This window comes from Ensifer sp. 38_S197 (assembly GCF_056924495.1).
The window spans coordinates 1,038,880-1,053,403 of the sequence record NZ_JBXOVZ010000001.1 but is presented as its reverse complement, the minus strand read 5'-3'; the positions used below and the strand labels follow the sequence as shown (position 1 = coordinate 1,053,403).

Genomic DNA, 14,524 nt, shown 5'->3' with positions numbered 1-14,524 from the left:
GACGCTTTCATGCAGTCGGGGCTTCGCCGGCAATCGGTACCTTGACCCACGCCGCTCCCGTCTGGCCGTGGTGGAAGCCGTTGGAAAACGGGATGCCCGGATAGACGGATTCGAGCCGTACCAGGCTTTCCCCGATGGTGCGCCGGCCGGCAATCGCGTCGTCGTAGATTTCGGCGACGGCGACCATGTCGCAATCCTGTGGCGACAGCCGGATCCGGGAGACCCCGGCGGCGGCCAGTTCAGGGAGTTCCTGCATCAGCGCCTGGCAGGTGTGCGACATGGTCTGCACGCCGTTGAGAGCAAGGAAGGGCTGGCGGTCGAGCGTCTCGACTGTCAGGCCATCCGTGTCCTCGCCGCAGATGAACTGGCAGTTGTCCTTGATCAGGCCCTTGGAACGGGCATGGGCGCAGCGCGCCGAGATCGCCAAGGGTACGCGGCCGAAGGCGAAGACCTCGAAAGCGACGCCGGGATTGTCCTGAATGATGTCCCGCACCGATGCCATCGGCAGCTCCGGCGGCAAACAGATGCTCGCCGCCCCTCGTGATGCCAGCAGTCTTGCCGTGGCGCCGTTGTAGATGTTGACCAGCGGTCCGATCGAATGCGGCTTGCCGGCAAGCAGGTGCAGGGCGGATAGGTCGTTGGCCTCGATCGGATGGGCGCTGTCACGTACCAGTCCGCGTACAAGTTGGCTCTCTCGCTCCAGCGTCACGAGCGCCAGCGAGGCGAGGCTCACCTTTTTGCCGGCGCTTTCCAGCCGTTCGATGACATCGCCGATATGCGGTTCGATGAAATGCAGTCGCTTCGAGCAGACGGCCTCGCCGATCGTTACGTGGGCGATCGGCGCTTCGTCGGCGATGCGGAAGTAGAAGTCGCGCCACTTGGGGCCGTCCCAGAGATAATAGACCGGGCCGAGGCTCAAGGCCGGTTTGGATGGGCTGATGGACGTGGTCATGGGCCGGTTATCTCCAGCGCTTCTCATAGGCGCCTGTTGTCGTCTTTTGGCCTTCGCTCAGAGCTTTCAGCCGCGATACAAGCGCGGGCCGTTCGGCGGCGCCGGCGGTCAGCGCCCGCCGCATGACCGAGACGACTTCGGCAACATAAGCCTTGCCGCGTTGTCGTCCCTCGATCTTCAGTGCGCTGACGCCGGCGCTGCGCAGCGCATCGATATGATCCATGACGTCAAGCGAGACCGGATCCTCGAAGGCGTAGCCGCGTTCCTCGGCAATGTCGAAGCGCCCCTTGCAGAGCGTCGGATAGCCCGCGGCCTCGCCGGCCGGGAAGCGGTTGATCGTGTAGTTGCCGAGCTCGGAGACGAGTTCGCGCCCGTCCTGGCGGTAGCGCACGTGGCTGGCGGGCGAGCAGACGCCGTTCATGTTGGGCGACTTGCCTGTGGCATAAGAGGACAGCGAACAGCGCCCCTCGGCCATCACGCAGAGCCCGCCAAAGGCGAAAACCTCGATCTCGCAATCGATCTGCTTGGCAAGGCGGGCGATGTCGGCAATCGTCAGCGTGCGCGGCAACACGATGCGTTTTGCCGCGAAAGCCTCGACGAGGAACCGCACGGCATCGGCATTGGAGGCGGAGGCCTGCACCGAGACGTGCAGCCGCTGCTGCGGATGGCGCTCTACCGTGTAGGCCATTAGGCCGAAGTCGGCGAGGATGACGGCATCGGCACCGAGTGCCACGGCGTCGTCCACCGCCTGGTGCCAAAGCTTCTCCTGGCCGGCGCGCATAAAGGTATTGATCGCGACGAAGGTCATCACCTTGCGCTGCTTGGCATAGGCAATGGCCGTTCGCAGTTCCTCTCGCGAAAAGTTCAACCCGGGGAAATTCCGGGCGTTGGTCTCGTCGCGAAAGCCGCAATAGACGGCGTCGGCGCCGGCATCGACGGCTTCGCGGAAGGCGGCCGGCGTGCCGGCGGGGCAGATCAGTTCCATTGGGAAGCCTCCTCCTTGAGAACGCGGCCAAGTGCGCGTTCTCGGATCTCCTCCCCGGCGCGGCGTATGAGTGGCGCGAGCGGCCCGCTCATGCGCGCGAGATCGTTTGGAAGATCGATTTCGCAATCGTCGAGGGCATTGCGCAGCGCCAGCATCGCCTCCATGTCGCCGCTGACCGTGAGATCACGGGAGAAGAAGACGGCGTCGCCATCGATGCGCCCTTCGAGCAACGCCAGCAGCAGGACGAATTCGCCTTCCATGCGGGCGTCTGACGCGGGCGCGCGCTCCTTGCGATGGACGGAGATACGCCGCACCGACGGCTCGACCAGAAAGCTGATCGGCAGATCGGACGGCAGGAAGGCGTAGCGCTTGGCGGCATGGTCGGCGAGGCGATCGAAGAGGCCGGGATGGGCCGCGATCACGCGGGCAAAGACCCGTTGCACCACGCTTTCGATGGCGACGATGGGAACGAAGCTGAGGGGTGCGGTGATCGCGAGCGGAAGGGTCATTTACTACCTGTGGGGCGGGCTGCGGAGCGACGGAATCGGACGATGCGGCGCATGCTAGACGCCCGCCGCCGGCGGTTGTTTGCGCCACATCAAAGACAAGGGCCATTCGCCGCCACAAAACAGGCTCCATGAACAGGACCTTTCGCCCATCTCAGGGCTTCGCAACGCTTCGGGATTTTGTCGATACGCTTGAACGTGAAGGCGACCTGAAGCGCATCTCGCGACCCGTTTCGCTGGTGCACGAGGTGACCGAGATCCACCGCCGCGTGCTCGCGGCCGACGGGCCCGCGCTTCTTTTCGAGCAACCGGTCGATGCCTCTGGTGCCGTGCAGCCCATCCCGCTTCTTGCTAATCTTTTTGGGTCGGAACGCCGGATCGAACGTGGTTTCGGCCTGATGCAGGGAGGACTCGATGCGCTTGCCGGCGCCTTGGCGGAACTGCGCGATCCACGAGCGCCGCAATCCCTGCGCGATGCCTGGGACAGGCTGCCGCTGTTGAGATCGGCGATGTACATGCGGCCGCGAAAGGTGGCGCGTGCGCTTTGCCAGGAAATCGTGTGGCGCGGTCAGGAAATCGACCTCGGCCGCCTGCCGGTTCAATGGTGCTGGCCCGGCGAGCCGGCGCCGCTCATCACCTGGCCGCTGGTGATCACGCGTGCGCCGGATGATCCACTGGATGTCAATGTCGGCATCTACCGCATGCAGGTGCTAGGCCCTGATCGCGTGATCATGCGCTGGCTCGCCCACCGCGGCGGCGCCCGCCACCATCGCCTGTGGCAACGCTTGGGTCAGGACATGCCGATCGCGGTCGTCATCGGCGCGGACCCGGCGACCATCCTTGCCGCCGTCATGCCGCTGCCGGACGGATTGAGCGAACTGAATTTCTCGGGATTGCTCAGGAGGGGCAGGACGCCGCTCGTCACGGCGAAGACCGTGCCTCTTTTGGTTCCGGCCAATGCCGAGATCGTGCTGGAGGGCACCGTTTCGGCAGCCGAAACGGCGCAAGAGGGCCCCTATGGCGACCACACCGGCTATTACAATTCGATCGAGCCGTTCCCGGTCATGCGCCTGTCGGCAATCACCATGCGCCGGACCCCGCTCTATCTCTCGACCTACACCGGCCGGCCACCGGACGAGCCTTCGCGGCTCGGTGAAGCGATGAACAGGCTGTTCGTACCGCTGGTCCGCAAACAGTTTCCGGAGATATCCGATCTCTGGCTGCCGCCCGAAGCCTGCTCCTACCGGGCGATGGTCGTTTCGATCGACAAGCGCTATCCGGGACAGGCCAAGCGCGTGATGATGGGGCTTTGGTCGATGCTGCCGCAATTCAGCTACACCAAGCTGATCATCGCCGTCGACCCGGACATCGACGCGCGCAATTGGTCCGACGTGATGTGGGCGCTTGCCACTCGCTTTGATGCCAGCCGCGACGTGACCGTGATCGAGGGTACGCCGATCGATTATCTCGACTTCGCTTCGCCGCGCCCTGGCCTCGGCGGCAAGCTTGGGCTCGACGCCACCAACAAGATCGGTAGCGAAACCGATCGTGAATGGGGGCGTGTTCTGGCGATGTCGCCGGAGGTCATCGGTCGGGTCGACGCGATCTGGACTGATCTCGGGCTTGGAGACCTGACGCGATGAACAGGATGAAGGTCGTACTCGGCGTCACCGGCGCTTCCGGCGCCGCGATCGCCGTGCGTATTGCTGAGCGGCTCAGCGACATCGAAGGCGTCGAGCTGCATCTCGTCCTGTCGCCTGCGGCGAACCGCACACTCGCACACGAAGTTGGCGAGGAAGCGCTTCCGTCCTTGTTGCGTAAGGCCGCGCGAACCTATGACCACGCAGACATAGGCGCGGCAATTGCGAGCGGGTCGTTCTCGACGGCAGGCATGATCGTCGCGCCATGCTCCATGCGCACGCTTGCGGCGATCGCCAGTGGCATGGCCGACAATCTCGTGGTTCGTGCCGCCGACGTGCATCTGAAGGAGCGGCACAGGCTGATACTGATGGCGCGCGAGACGCCGCTGCATCTCGGCCATTTGCGCAACATGTGCGCCGTCACCGAAATGGGGGCGATCGTCATGCCGCCGGTGCCGGCCTTCTACCATCGGCCTGAAACCATCGAGGCCATTGTCGATCATCTGGCGGCCCGTGCGATCGATCTCCTGGCGTTGCCGATCGCCCCATTGGCAAAGGCCTGGCAAGGCGAAGGCTAAGATTTTCCGGGAAAGGCGGAGCCGCTCCGCGAAAACTCTGTCAGCAGAAAACTGATCACATGAACCCGGGATTTCGCGGCAAATACTGCGTCCAGTCGCCATAGCCGGGCGACGCCATCAATAGCATTGGAAAGGTGATCCGCATGCCTTGGCTAACTGCGAGGCTTAAGACGCCGTCGCATGTACCTGGCAGGAACGCCGATATCGTCGCAGCGGAGCCATTTGCCGCCAGCTTCAACGCCGTCGCAAACGCATCTCGAAGAACGTCACGTCGCGTGACAGCGAGAGGACCGATGTGCCCGTTGGCGCCGATATAGCCGTAGCCGACAGGCATGTCGCCAGCATAGAGCAAGACTCCTTTCGTTGCCGGGTCGCCGAGCAGGTAGCGATGATGTTTCTGCCGCGAGACGCCGATGGCGCGGGCGTCGATCTCGGCGAGCTTTGCCATGGTCGCAGCGTCGCCGTCGATTGCGACTGTACGCAGCGGCGGCTCCGGCGATGCCAACGCCACCCGTTCGCGCGAGACGTTGAAAAAGTAGATCGGCATCCTGGGAAAGAGGCCGTGTCGCATGTAAAGCCCCTGCGAGACACGATTGAAAGTGAAAGTGATGAGTGCCTTGTGCGCTGCTCCAGATTTCCGCGCGTGCTCCAGGGTGCGTTCCAATAGCTGATTTCCGATGCCATGGCCCTGCCGGGCGGGATCGACGAATAGCTGGGCGAGGAACCAGACATCCCCACAAACCCAACTCCACGCAAAGCCCAGAATATCCCCACCGTCCTCTGCAATCCAAAGGCCGTCCGGATCGTCTTTCAGCGAAAACAGTTGAAAGCTGGGAGGGCTGGCGGTTGCCATCGGGCCGAAGCCATGCCGAACGGTAAGATCGTTGATGCTGGCAACCACCAGAGCATCGGTCGCAGCCAAGTCGTCCGCCTGCGCGGGTCGGTAAACAAGCGACATCGGTACCTCCAACAGGGAATCCGGGCAAAGCGCCGACAGCAGAAGGCAACATACCAGTTCCCGTGACCGCGGTCTTGGCCACCACGGCTCACGTCACATTCAGAGGTCCCCTTTTTGAACGCCGATGGTCTAGAGCGGGATGCGCCCACATGCGTTCGTGCCGCCGCCGTAACCAATTGTTTTTGCTGAATTATCACGACGTCAGGTAATTCCACCTGACTGCAAAAATACTCTAGTCGAGCACGGTAGCCTGGAGCAGGGGGTCGGCTCCGAAGAGGACCTCGTGCCCGCCGAGCAGCAGCCAGACGGCAATCGCGACGGTCGCAAAGGCGGCGATGATCATGACGGGGTCAGCGCGCAAACGGGTTTCGCCCCGGATTACCGCTGCAAAGGGCCAGACCGATGTTCCCTTCGAGGCTGCCCGCCAGCCCTCACCGAGACGCCGGCGGGCGCGCTTTTCGAGCATGAAGAAACCGCCGACGGAAAAGAGCGCGAAGCCGCCGAAAAGCACGAGCGAGCGCAGGTCGCCATTCGGTACGATATGGCCGGCGGCCCAGAGCAGGAAGCCCCAGAGCACCGGATGGCGGGTGATCGTCACGATGGCGCCGGGCCGTTCGTTTCCCTGGTAGATCGAGATCGACAGCGCGTTCTCGCTGAAGAGGCCGGCCAGCACGAGAAAGATCCCTAGCGGCGCCAGAACGAAGGTCACCCAGGCCTGCCAGGCGGCCGGGTCCCAGAGCGGGATGAAATCGAGCTGCAGCGCCGCGTGAAAGACGAAGCCGAGGGCGAGCACGGAGAGCAGCGAATAGACCGCGAAATAGGTCGAGCGGCCGAGCTGGTCGATCAGGCCCTGGCGAAGCGCCGGCCAGGCCGGCACGAGATGGAGCAGGAGGAAGACGACGAAGGCGAGGAGAAAGTAGGTCATGTCGGTCGCCTCACCCGTGGCGCCATAGAAGCAGGCGCTCCGTTGCCACATGGCGGCGAACGGTTTCGAAAAAGCCCCGTAACATATAGCCGATCGCGTCCCAATTGAGCGATGCCCTGTTGTCGAGAACTGCTCTCAGCACGCGCACCAGTTCGATAGCGGCCCGATCGTCCTGGTCATGCTCGGCGCGCAGCCGCGCGATCAAGGCGCCGCGATCTTCGCCAGCCCGCTGGTCTTCGACTGCAGGAAACAGGATCATTTCCTCCAGCGCATGGACCCGCCTGAGCTTTTCCGGCAGTTCCGCCATGATCACGCGGCAACTCGCCGCGTCGATGCGGCGCGGAATGGAATCGGCAAGTGTCTCGAGGCGATCACACAGAGAAAGAAGGTCGCGGTAAGCCTGTCCCAGCTCGTGGTGTTCAGAAAATCGCTGCTGCATAGAACCTGCTCCATTGGGTGTTGATGCCTCAACTACACCCGCTGAAGGCGGCCATCTTTGACATTTCTCAAAGTCTGCGGCGCGACCCCTCGCCGCTTCGGAGAACCTCTGCGGCTACTGGCAGGGCGCGGCAGAGCGCATCGAGGACCAGGTCTGGACCGAGAAGTCCAACGCGTACTGACAGTTCCACCAGGACGCTATTGATGGTTTCACCAGCATGCTATTGACACTTTCACCAGATTTCCATTGAGACTCTTCACGCTACGCTATTACAACTTTTGCCATATCGGTTTGCTGAGAAAGTGACCATCATGGACGAAAGCTCGTGAGCGCATGACGATTGCCGGATTTGTTGTGGATCACGGACGCGGGCTCATGCGCTCGAGCCATGCGGTGAGCCTCGATCTCTCCCGGACCAGACCATGCTGGTTGAAGTGGTGAACGCAAAAATGTGCCCATGAATCGTCGAACGCCATCTCCATATCCCCGGTGATCGAGGTCGTACCGAGTCCGATCTCTGCATAGGTGAACTCGAAGCTGCCACTCGGACGCGCCAGCGCAATGTGGAACGGCTGACCGGTAAACTCGTTGATCATCGGCCTGCCGCGGCTCACCATGACGCCGGGTATCTCTACCCTGGCGGTTCTGAGCTCCAAGTCCGCTTCAAGCTGAATCGGCAGGAACAATGTCTTGCAAAATTCGGAGCATGTGGACGCGAATATGGAGAAGAGATTGCTCAAGGGTTCGCCGGCCTCGCCGGAGATGATCGCTTCAAGCGCGATCCGTTGAGCTTGGTTTGCGCGCTCGTCGATAACGATCTGGCGTCGGCCGTTTCCGTCCTTGATTTCGCCGGGCCACTTGTAGATCGCTGCCCAGTTGAGGCCCGCGATCGGCGTATCACCGTAGTAGCCCTCAACCAGGTTGCCGACGAAGGCCGACTGACAGTAGCCGCGTGTGCTCGGCAGATTGAACTGGCAGCCGCAATTCATGGCGCAATTGCAGTTGTCGTAGGTCTCGCTCTTAAACAGCCATTGGTCGACCATCCCTCCAATCCTCCTCTTGAGCGGTCGCATTTGTGAGAGGGCATTTCTTCCGCTCAGCGCCTCGATGCCGTGATCGTCCTCTCAAGGAGGCATACCCTGACCGACTTTGTCTGCGGCGCGAATGGTAGTATCGCCCCGCGCCTGCTTCGGTCACGGGACCGCTCCTGTTTGGATGCGGAAGAAACGAATTTTAGCAGTGTCGAAAGGTCGCTTCAATCGGCACCGCCCGGCACGAAGGGCGAACTCCACGGGGTCTCCGGCATCCGATCGCGTCGGCGACGCTGCGGGCTCAGCGGTCGAGGAAGAGAACGATGGCGATCGCGACGGAGGAGAGGATCGCCGACAGCGTCGCGCCGCGCTGCAGCACGCCCATGCGATAGAGCACGAGGGCGAAGACGATGATGATGGGGGTGGCAACGGAAAGGCCGATCTGTGCGTCTGTCATCGGAGGGCTCCTTTGTCACCGCCAATAGCGCGGCCCCCTGCCGCCTTCTTTGCTCAATCGCAAAGACACGGTGTGCGCTCGCGCCTAGCTCAAGCCTCGAGTTTTTGAAGCGGGATGAAAAACGTGTGCTGTTTTCCGGCCGCTTCCCGCTCCAACCCATGAGACCTGACGGAGGCGCTGACATGGATGCCCGCAGTTATCCGATTGCCGGAGCGGCGGAAGAGGACACCACGGACACCCTGCTGCTATGGGCACTCGTCTGGAGCGAACTTGCTGCCTTCGGCATCCTGCTCGTCGGCTTTCTCGTTGTCGGCCTCCTCCAGCCGGATGCGTTTGCTGTCGCTCGTTCGCATCTCGATCCGCTGCTTGCCGGCATCAACACGCTCGTTCTCCTGACCAGCGGCTGGCAGGCAGCCCTGGCGACAAGGCCTCGGGCCTCGCTCGGGCAGCGTCGGCGGGCGCTGGTGAATGCCGCGCTCTTCGGCTTTGCCTTCGTCGCGATCAAGCTCTTTGAATACAGCGCGGAAGCAGGTGTCGCCGGAGATCCCGCATTCGGCTCCTTCTTCGAGCTCTACTTCCTCGTTACCGGCTTTCACCTGCTGCACGTGGTCTTCGGCGCCCTCGTGCTGTTCATCGTCGCCTGGCGGCCGACTCCCGGCAACGTCGCGCTCATCACCACGCTCTGGCACGTGATCGATCTCGTCTGGATCGTGGTGTTTCCGCTCGTCTATCTCGTGTAAGTGCTATGACCGACCGCAATCCCAGACAATTGTTCAACACCTGGCTCGTGCTCGCCGCGATCGTGATCTCGAGCATGGCGCTGATGGCGGTCGCCGGGCCGACGGTGGTCGTCATCGCCGTCCTGCTCGGGCTCGCCATCGTCAAGAGCCGGTTCGTCGCGCTCAATTTCATGGGGCTCAGCCATGCGCCATCTGCTCTCCGCCTGGGTCTTTTGATTTGGCCCGCAGCACTCGTCCTGCTCGCTGCCGCGAAACTGGTGCTGGGCGCCGTTCTCCTCATCTGAGGTCACCCGCCGACTTGTTTGCCGAAACGCAAAGAAGCCGCTGCCGATTTCCCTAGACATGGGGTCGCCCCGATTGTTGCCGACGCCACACGGGGAGGGGATCAGATCAGCCAGCCGCGCTCGTTGCGGCCATCTGAAATCGAAAGGACCACGTGATGGCAGAACGCCTCACCAAAACCGGGGCCCGTAACGTCTTTTACGGCGGGTCCTTCTTTTTCTTCGCAATCTTCGTCGGGCTGACCGCCCACAGCCACTACTATATGCGGACGACCTCGACGGACGAAACGACGCTGACCGACTCGGTCGCGCGCGGCAAACACGTCTGGGAAAAGAACTCCTGTATCAACTGCCACACATTGCTGGGCGAGGGCGCCTATTTCGCACCCGAGCTGGGCAACGTCTGGAAGCGCTTCGGCGGCGAGGCCGATCCGGATGGCGCCCGCGAAACGCTGAAGGCCTGGATGGCCGCCCAGCCGACCGGCATCGAAGGACGGCGGCAGATGCCACAGTTCAATCTCACTGAACAGGAACTCAACGACCTCGCCGACTTCCTGGAATGGACGAGCCGCATCAAGACCCAGGATTGGCCGCCGAACGAGGCAGGCTAGGGCGCCGTGCGTTCAAAGAACGCACTAAGGACGCCCTCCTTTGAATTCAGAGCATCTTATCCGCCAATCGGCGGGATGCTCTGTGAAGCGATCGGAGTGTGACACCATGAAATACCAAACCCAAAAGGTCGCGATGCTCTATTTTTACGGAGCGCTCGGCCTGTTCCTCGCCCAGGTGCTGTTCGGCGTGCTTGCCGGTACCATTTACGTCCTGCCCAACACGCTCTCCGAGCTCCTGCCTTTCAACATCGTGCGCATGGTCCATACCAACGCACTGATCGTCTGGCTGCTCATGGGCTTCATGGGTGCAACTTATTATCTGCTGCCCGAAGAAGCGGAAACCGAACTCTACAGCACGAAGATCGCCATCGCGCAGTTCTGGATCTTCCTGATCGCCGCGGCCGTCGCCGTCGTCGGCTATCTCATGCATATCCACGAGGGCCGCGAATTCCTCGAACAGCCCTTCGCGATCAAGGTCGGCATCGTCATCGTCGCGCTGATGTTCCTCTACAACATCACGCTGACGGTGCTGAAAGGCCGCAAGACCACCGTTACCAACATCCTGATCTTCGGGCTCTGGGGTGTGGCGATCTTCTTCCTCTTCGCCTTCTACAACCCGATCAACCTGGCGCTCGACAAGATGTACTGGTGGTACGTCGTCCACCTCTGGGTCGAAGGCGTCTGGGAACTGATCATGGCATCGGTGCTCGCCTTCCTGATGATCAAGCTCAACGGCATCGACCGCGAAGTCGTCGAGAAGTGGCTCTATGTCATCGTCGGCCTGGCGCTCTTCTCCGGCATTCTCGGCACGGGCCATCACTACTACTGGATCGGTGCGCCGGGTTACTGGCAGTGGATCGGTTCGCTGTTCTCGACGCTGGAAGTCGCACCCTTCTTCACCATGGTGATCTTCACCTTCGTGATGACCTGGAAGGCCGGCCGCAAGCATCCGAACCGCGCAGCCCTCCTCTGGTCGATCGGCTGCTCGGTCATGGCCTTCTTCGGTGCCGGCGTCTGGGGCTTCCTGCACACGCTGTCTTCGGTGAACTACTACACTCACGGTACCCAGGTGACCGCGGCCCACGGACACCTCGCGTTCTTCGGCGCCTATGTGATGCTGAACCTCGCAGTCATGGCCTATGCAATCCCGGAGATCCGCGGCCGCGCCCCCTATAACCAGTGGCTGTCGATCACGAGCTTCTGGATCATGTGCACCGCCATGTCGGTCATGACCTTCGCGCTGACCTTCGCCGGTGTTCTCCAGGCGCACCTGCAGCGCGTGCTCGGCGAAAGCTACATGGACGTTCAGGATCAGCTTGCGCTGTTCTACTGGATCCGCCTCGGCTCCGGTGCCGTCGTCCTGATCTCGGCGCTGATGTTCATCTGGGCGGTTCTCGTGCCCGGCCGGGAGCGCAGCGAGAAGCTCAGTGGCGTGGTCCAGCCCGCCGAATGACCAATCAGCCGGCGCGGTTCCCCGCGCCGGCACCCCCAAGAATTTTCAGCATGGAGACTTGCCATGAGCCCTGTCCAAACTGCCGTCAGTCGCGCGGCACTCGATATCCCCGCCTATAGTCCCTCCGGCAATGAATGCGCGCTGTTCGAAAGCGCCTGGGTGCGGCAGCTGCCGCTGCTCCTCAAGGGACCGACCGGTTGCGGCAAGACCCGTTTCGTCAGCCACATGGCAGCGAAGCTCGGCCTGCCGCTTTCGACCGTTTCCTGCCATGACGATCTTGCCGCCGCTGACCTCACCGGTCGCTATCTCCTGAAGGGTGGCGACACCGTCTGGGTCGACGGCCCCCTGACCCGCGCCGTGCGCGACGGCGGCGTGTGCTATCTCGACGAGATCGTCGAGGCTCGCAAGGATGTCGCCGTCGTCCTGCATCCGCTAACCGACGATCGCCGCATGTTGTCGCTCGAACGCACCGGCGAACTGCTCGAAGCCCCCTCGAGCTTCATGCTGATCGTCTCCTACAATCCCGGCTACCAGAACCTGCTGAAGAGCCTGAAGCCCAGCACCAGGCAGCGCTTCGTGGCGATCGAATTCGATTTCCTGCCGAAGAACCAGGAGATCGCCGTCGTTTCCCAGGAAAGTGGATTGCTGGAAAGCCAGGTGGCGCCGCTCGTCAATCTCGCGCAACGGCTGCGCGCCCTCAAGGGGCATGACCTGGAAGAAGGCGTGTCGACCCGGCTGCTCGTCTATTGCGCTTCGCTGATCGATGCCGGCATGCCGGTCAAGGACGCGGTGCGGGCTGCGATGATCGAACCGCTCACCGACGAACCGGATGTACGCGCAGCACTTCTCGAAGTGGCCGGCTCGCTGATCGCCTGAGGTGAGCCATGCTTGATTTCCTCGAGCTCGAAGAGACCGTCGGACGGGCGTGGCACCGTTTCGTCGGCAACACCAGAACCTGGCGGCGCTATCCGGACGAAGCGGTGAAGCTCACCGACATGATGCCGGTGCTCGGCGTCTCCTTTCGCGGACACGGCGGCGAGGCGGCTGTGCAGATCGTGCCGGCCCGTGGTCGAACCTCGACCCATCGATTGCGGTGGCGGCAGCGCATGGGGCTCGGCGAAGAGAAGCTCGTGCAGCCCGCGCGCGACCACGCATCGCTGATGCTGCCCGGCGAGATCGATATCTTTCCGACGAAGGACCTCAACCGGGATCTCTATCACTGGCTGGTTGCATACATGGCAACGATGCCGGTCGACCCCGTCAGTGAAACCGATCCGCTCCGCCGCGACCTGGCGCTCGTGTCGCGCGCCCAGGAAACGGTCGAGGAGGTGTTCCAGCGGTTTCCGGGACTTCGGCGGCGCTATCGGCGCCTGGCGGAAGCGACGCTTGCCGAGCGGCAGCGGGGCGCGTTGCCGACGATCGAGCAACATCTCGAAAACCATATCCTGCGCCTCCTGCGCAAGGCTGCAGGTCAGGCGGATGCGACGCTGCCGGTGATCTTCCCGCATCGCGCACCACCCGGCTACCTGCCGATGCTGCCGATGCCGCTCTGGCCTGACACGCTGTTGCGTACGGAAACCACGACCACCCGCGACGAGGATGTTGCCGCGACGCCGGGCACTCAGGCCGCGGTTACCGAAGTCGAACGCCATATCGCCGTTCGCGAAAACCCAGAAAACCGCAAGGGCGAGCGCAGCCCCTTCATTCTCAACCGCTTCGAGAAGATCCTGGCCATGGCCGAGATGGTCAATGTCGACCGCCCCGGCGATGACAGCGACGACCACGACAGCAAGGCTGCCGAGGAACTCGACGACATGACGCTCGGCGAGCGCAAGGGGCGGCCCTCGGCGCGCTTCCGCTTCGATCTCGACTTGCCGCCGGAAGCGGTCGATCCGATGCCGCTGACGGCCGAGCTCACCTATCCCGAATGGAATTACCGGACAGGCCAATATCTCAAAGACCATTGCCGCGTGCTGGCGATGCCCGCCTCCGGCCACGAAGAGCGCCCTGAACTCACGGATGAAAGCAAGAGCCTGATCCGCCGCGTGCGACGCCAGTTCGAAGTGCTGCGCCCGCGGCATGAGATGCTACGCGCCCAACTCGACGGCGCCGATCTCGATCTCGACGCGGTCGTGCGTGCCCGCACCGACCTCGCCGCCGGCGGCCAAGGTAGCGATCGCATCCATTTGATGAGTCGGCCGCAGGTGCACGATTTAGCGGTGACGATCCTCGTCGATGTGTCGCTGTCGACCGACTCCTGGTCCGACAACCGGCGGGTGCTCGACGTGGAGAAAGAGGCTCTGCTCATCCTTGCGCACGGGCTTTCCGCTTGCGGCGACAACCACTCGATCCTGACCTTCACGTCGCGACGGCGCGACTGGGTGCGGGTCGAAACGGTCAAAGCCTTCAACGAGGCGATGGGACCGCTGGTCGAGGCGCGTATTGCCGCGCTGAAGCCCGGCTATTACACCCGCATCGGTGCGGCCATCCGCCATGCCTCGGCCGAGCTTCGCCGGCAACCGAACCGCAAGAAGCTTCTCCTGGTACTGACCGACGGCAAGCCCAACGACATCGACCATTATGAGGGACGCTTCGCGCTTGAAGACAGCCGCCGGGCGGTCACGGAGGCGCGACGGAGCGACATCAACACCTTTGCCGTCACGGTCGACCGCGAGGCGAAGTCCTACGTGCCCGCCATGTTCGGCCAGAACGGCTACGCGGTCGTGGGCAACATCTCGCGGCTACCCGCGGCGCTGCCGGCGATCTACCGCAACCTGGTCGGGTGAGGCGGTCAGCCAGTCAGGAAACAAAGGCCCGGCAATCGTCGGGCCTTTTGGGTTCAAGGTCAGGGTATGCGGGCGCCCATCGTCTCCCGCGGGTTCGAGCCGCGGATCCCCAAACTTCGCGTTCGCGGCGCCCCTGTGAGCAGGGGCTGCATCGGGATGCTCGGGGCAAGCCCGATAATGAC

General features: G+C 62.8%; 16 protein-coding genes. 8 read left to right on the top strand and 8 right to left on the bottom strand.

Annotated features, from left to right (window positions below):
* Window positions 1-7 precede the first annotated feature (7 nt).
* Genes ubiV through ubiT form a run of 3 tightly spaced genes read right to left on the bottom strand, consistent with a single transcriptional unit; the run spans window position 8 to window position 2,446 of the window.
* Window positions 8-952 (bottom strand): ubiquinone anaerobic biosynthesis protein UbiV, encoded by a 945-nt coding sequence (gene ubiV / locus AC1Z3V_RS04775; protein ID WP_483497543.1) that lies wholly within the window; start codon window positions 950-952, stop codon window positions 8-10.
* Between the two features lie 7 nt (window positions 953-959).
* Window positions 960-1,937 carry a ubiquinone anaerobic biosynthesis protein UbiU gene (gene ubiU, locus AC1Z3V_RS04770; RefSeq protein ID WP_429814158.1) on the bottom strand — a complete coding sequence of 326 codons (978 nt, stop codon included), beginning with the start codon at window positions 1,935-1,937 and terminating at the stop codon, window positions 960-962.
* Entirely contained in the window at window positions 1,928-2,446 is a 519-nt protein-coding gene (gene ubiT / locus AC1Z3V_RS04765) for a ubiquinone anaerobic biosynthesis accessory factor UbiT (protein ID WP_483497542.1), read from the bottom strand. The genes ubiU and ubiT overlap by 10 nt, the downstream gene beginning before the upstream one ends.
* Window positions 2,447-2,574: 128 nt before the next feature.
* On the opposite strand from ubiT, the gene AC1Z3V_RS04760 reads away from it, so the two are divergent.
* Together AC1Z3V_RS04760 and AC1Z3V_RS04755 are read left to right on the top strand one after the other, a co-directional pair.
* The gene (locus AC1Z3V_RS04760) at window positions 2,575-4,086 is read left to right on the top strand and encodes a UbiD family decarboxylase (RefSeq protein ID WP_483497540.1); all 1,512 of its coding nucleotides are present in this window, start codon (window positions 2,575-2,577) and stop codon (window positions 4,084-4,086) included.
* On the top strand, window positions 4,083-4,661 hold the full coding sequence (locus tag AC1Z3V_RS04755; protein WP_483497538.1) for a UbiX family flavin prenyltransferase: 579 nt from the start codon (window positions 4,083-4,085) through the stop codon (window positions 4,659-4,661). The genes AC1Z3V_RS04760 and AC1Z3V_RS04755 overlap by 4 nt, the downstream gene beginning before the upstream one ends.
* Window positions 4,662-4,716: 55 nt before the next feature.
* Here AC1Z3V_RS04755 and AC1Z3V_RS04750 read toward each other — a convergent pair whose 3' ends face one another.
* The 5 genes from AC1Z3V_RS04750 to AC1Z3V_RS04730 all read right to left on the bottom strand — a co-directional run bounded on the left by AC1Z3V_RS04750 (window position 4,717) and on the right by AC1Z3V_RS04730 (window position 8,471).
* The gene (locus tag AC1Z3V_RS04750; protein ID WP_483497537.1) at window positions 4,717-5,619 is read right to left on the bottom strand and encodes a GNAT family N-acetyltransferase; all 903 of its coding nucleotides are present in this window, start codon (window positions 5,617-5,619) and stop codon (window positions 4,717-4,719) included.
* A gap of 232 nt (window positions 5,620-5,851) precedes the next feature.
* Window positions 5,852-6,544: an NnrU family protein gene (locus tag AC1Z3V_RS04745; protein WP_483497535.1), complete on the bottom strand. Its 693-nt coding sequence runs from the start codon at window positions 6,542-6,544 to the stop codon at window positions 5,852-5,854.
* Window positions 6,545-6,554: 10 nt separating this feature from the next.
* Window positions 6,555-6,983, bottom strand: a complete 429-nt coding sequence (locus AC1Z3V_RS04740) for a hemerythrin domain-containing protein (RefSeq protein WP_483497534.1) — start codon at window positions 6,981-6,983, stop codon at window positions 6,555-6,557.
* 359 nt (window positions 6,984-7,342) lie between these two features.
* Window positions 7,343-8,026, bottom strand: a complete 684-nt coding sequence (locus AC1Z3V_RS04735; RefSeq protein ID WP_429814137.1) for a DUF1326 domain-containing protein — start codon at window positions 8,024-8,026, stop codon at window positions 7,343-7,345.
* A gap of 289 nt (window positions 8,027-8,315) precedes the next feature.
* The gene (locus AC1Z3V_RS04730; RefSeq protein ID WP_089044838.1) at window positions 8,316-8,471 is read right to left on the bottom strand and encodes a hypothetical protein; all 156 of its coding nucleotides are present in this window, start codon (window positions 8,469-8,471) and stop codon (window positions 8,316-8,318) included.
* 182 nt (window positions 8,472-8,653) lie between these two features.
* Here AC1Z3V_RS04730 and AC1Z3V_RS04725 point away from each other — a divergent pair, with 182 nt between their 5' ends.
* The 6 genes from AC1Z3V_RS04725 (at window position 8,654) to AC1Z3V_RS04700 (ending at window position 14,342) form a co-directional block, all read left to right on the top strand.
* Window positions 8,654-9,211: a cytochrome c oxidase subunit 3 gene (locus tag AC1Z3V_RS04725; protein ID WP_483497532.1), complete on the top strand. Its 558-nt coding sequence runs from the start codon at window positions 8,654-8,656 to the stop codon at window positions 9,209-9,211.
* Between the two features lie 5 nt (window positions 9,212-9,216).
* Window positions 9,217-9,495, top strand: a complete 279-nt coding sequence (locus AC1Z3V_RS04720) for a cytochrome C oxidase subunit IV family protein (RefSeq protein ID WP_429814133.1) — start codon at window positions 9,217-9,219, stop codon at window positions 9,493-9,495.
* A 155-nt stretch (window positions 9,496-9,650) separates the two neighbouring features.
* Window positions 9,651-10,103 carry a c-type cytochrome gene (locus tag AC1Z3V_RS04715; protein WP_334197185.1) on the top strand — a complete coding sequence of 151 codons (453 nt, stop codon included), beginning with the start codon at window positions 9,651-9,653 and terminating at the stop codon, window positions 10,101-10,103.
* Window positions 10,104-10,209: 106 nt separating this feature from the next.
* Entirely contained in the window at window positions 10,210-11,556 is a 1,347-nt protein-coding gene (locus tag AC1Z3V_RS04710; RefSeq protein ID WP_173519587.1) for a nitric-oxide reductase large subunit, read from the top strand.
* A 63-nt stretch (window positions 11,557-11,619) separates the two neighbouring features.
* Window positions 11,620-12,432 (top strand): AAA family ATPase, encoded by an 813-nt coding sequence (locus AC1Z3V_RS04705; RefSeq protein ID WP_483497531.1) that lies wholly within the window; start codon window positions 11,620-11,622, stop codon window positions 12,430-12,432.
* A gap of 8 nt (window positions 12,433-12,440) precedes the next feature.
* Window positions 12,441-14,342 carry a nitric oxide reductase activation protein NorD gene (locus AC1Z3V_RS04700; RefSeq protein WP_483497530.1) on the top strand — a complete coding sequence of 634 codons (1,902 nt, stop codon included), beginning with the start codon at window positions 12,441-12,443 and terminating at the stop codon, window positions 14,340-14,342.
* Window positions 14,343-14,524 lie beyond the last annotated feature (182 nt).

What these genes read in the sequence shown, in the direction of transcription:
- ubiT (WP_483497542.1), bottom strand. Translation starts at nt 2,446, where the DNA reads ATGACCCTTCCGCTCGCGATCACCGCACCCCTCAGCTTCGTTCCCATC.
- ubiU (WP_429814158.1), bottom strand. Translation starts at nt 1,937, where the DNA reads ATGGAACTGATCTGCCCCGCCGGCACGCCGGCCGCCTTCCGCGAAGCC.
- AC1Z3V_RS04705 (WP_483497531.1), top strand. Translation starts at nt 11,620, where the DNA reads ATGAGCCCTGTCCAAACTGCCGTCAGTCGCGCGGCACTCGATATCCCC.
- AC1Z3V_RS04700 (WP_483497530.1), top strand. Translation starts at nt 12,441, where the DNA reads ATGCTTGATTTCCTCGAGCTCGAAGAGACCGTCGGACGGGCGTGGCAC.
- AC1Z3V_RS04720 (WP_429814133.1), top strand. Translation starts at nt 9,217, where the DNA reads ATGACCGACCGCAATCCCAGACAATTGTTCAACACCTGGCTCGTGCTC.
- AC1Z3V_RS04745 (WP_483497535.1), bottom strand. Translation starts at nt 6,544, where the DNA reads ATGACCTACTTTCTCCTCGCCTTCGTCGTCTTCCTCCTGCTCCATCTC.
- AC1Z3V_RS04730 (WP_089044838.1), bottom strand. Translation starts at nt 8,471, where the DNA reads ATGACAGACGCACAGATCGGCCTTTCCGTTGCCACCCCCATCATCATC.
- AC1Z3V_RS04755 (WP_483497538.1), top strand. Translation starts at nt 4,083, where the DNA reads ATGAACAGGATGAAGGTCGTACTCGGCGTCACCGGCGCTTCCGGCGCC.
- AC1Z3V_RS04760 (WP_483497540.1), top strand. Translation starts at nt 2,575, where the DNA reads ATGAACAGGACCTTTCGCCCATCTCAGGGCTTCGCAACGCTTCGGGAT.
- AC1Z3V_RS04725 (WP_483497532.1), top strand. Translation starts at nt 8,654, where the DNA reads ATGGATGCCCGCAGTTATCCGATTGCCGGAGCGGCGGAAGAGGACACC.
- AC1Z3V_RS04750 (WP_483497537.1), bottom strand. Translation starts at nt 5,619, where the DNA reads ATGTCGCTTGTTTACCGACCCGCGCAGGCGGACGACTTGGCTGCGACC.
- ubiV (WP_483497543.1), bottom strand. Translation starts at nt 952, where the DNA reads ATGACCACGTCCATCAGCCCATCCAAACCGGCCTTGAGCCTCGGCCCG.
- AC1Z3V_RS04710 (WP_173519587.1), top strand. Translation starts at nt 10,210, where the DNA reads ATGAAATACCAAACCCAAAAGGTCGCGATGCTCTATTTTTACGGAGCG.
- AC1Z3V_RS04735 (WP_429814137.1), bottom strand. Translation starts at nt 8,026, where the DNA reads ATGGTCGACCAATGGCTGTTTAAGAGCGAGACCTACGACAACTGCAAT.
- AC1Z3V_RS04715 (WP_334197185.1), top strand. Translation starts at nt 9,651, where the DNA reads ATGGCAGAACGCCTCACCAAAACCGGGGCCCGTAACGTCTTTTACGGC.
- AC1Z3V_RS04740 (WP_483497534.1), bottom strand. Translation starts at nt 6,983, where the DNA reads ATGCAGCAGCGATTTTCTGAACACCACGAGCTGGGACAGGCTTACCGC.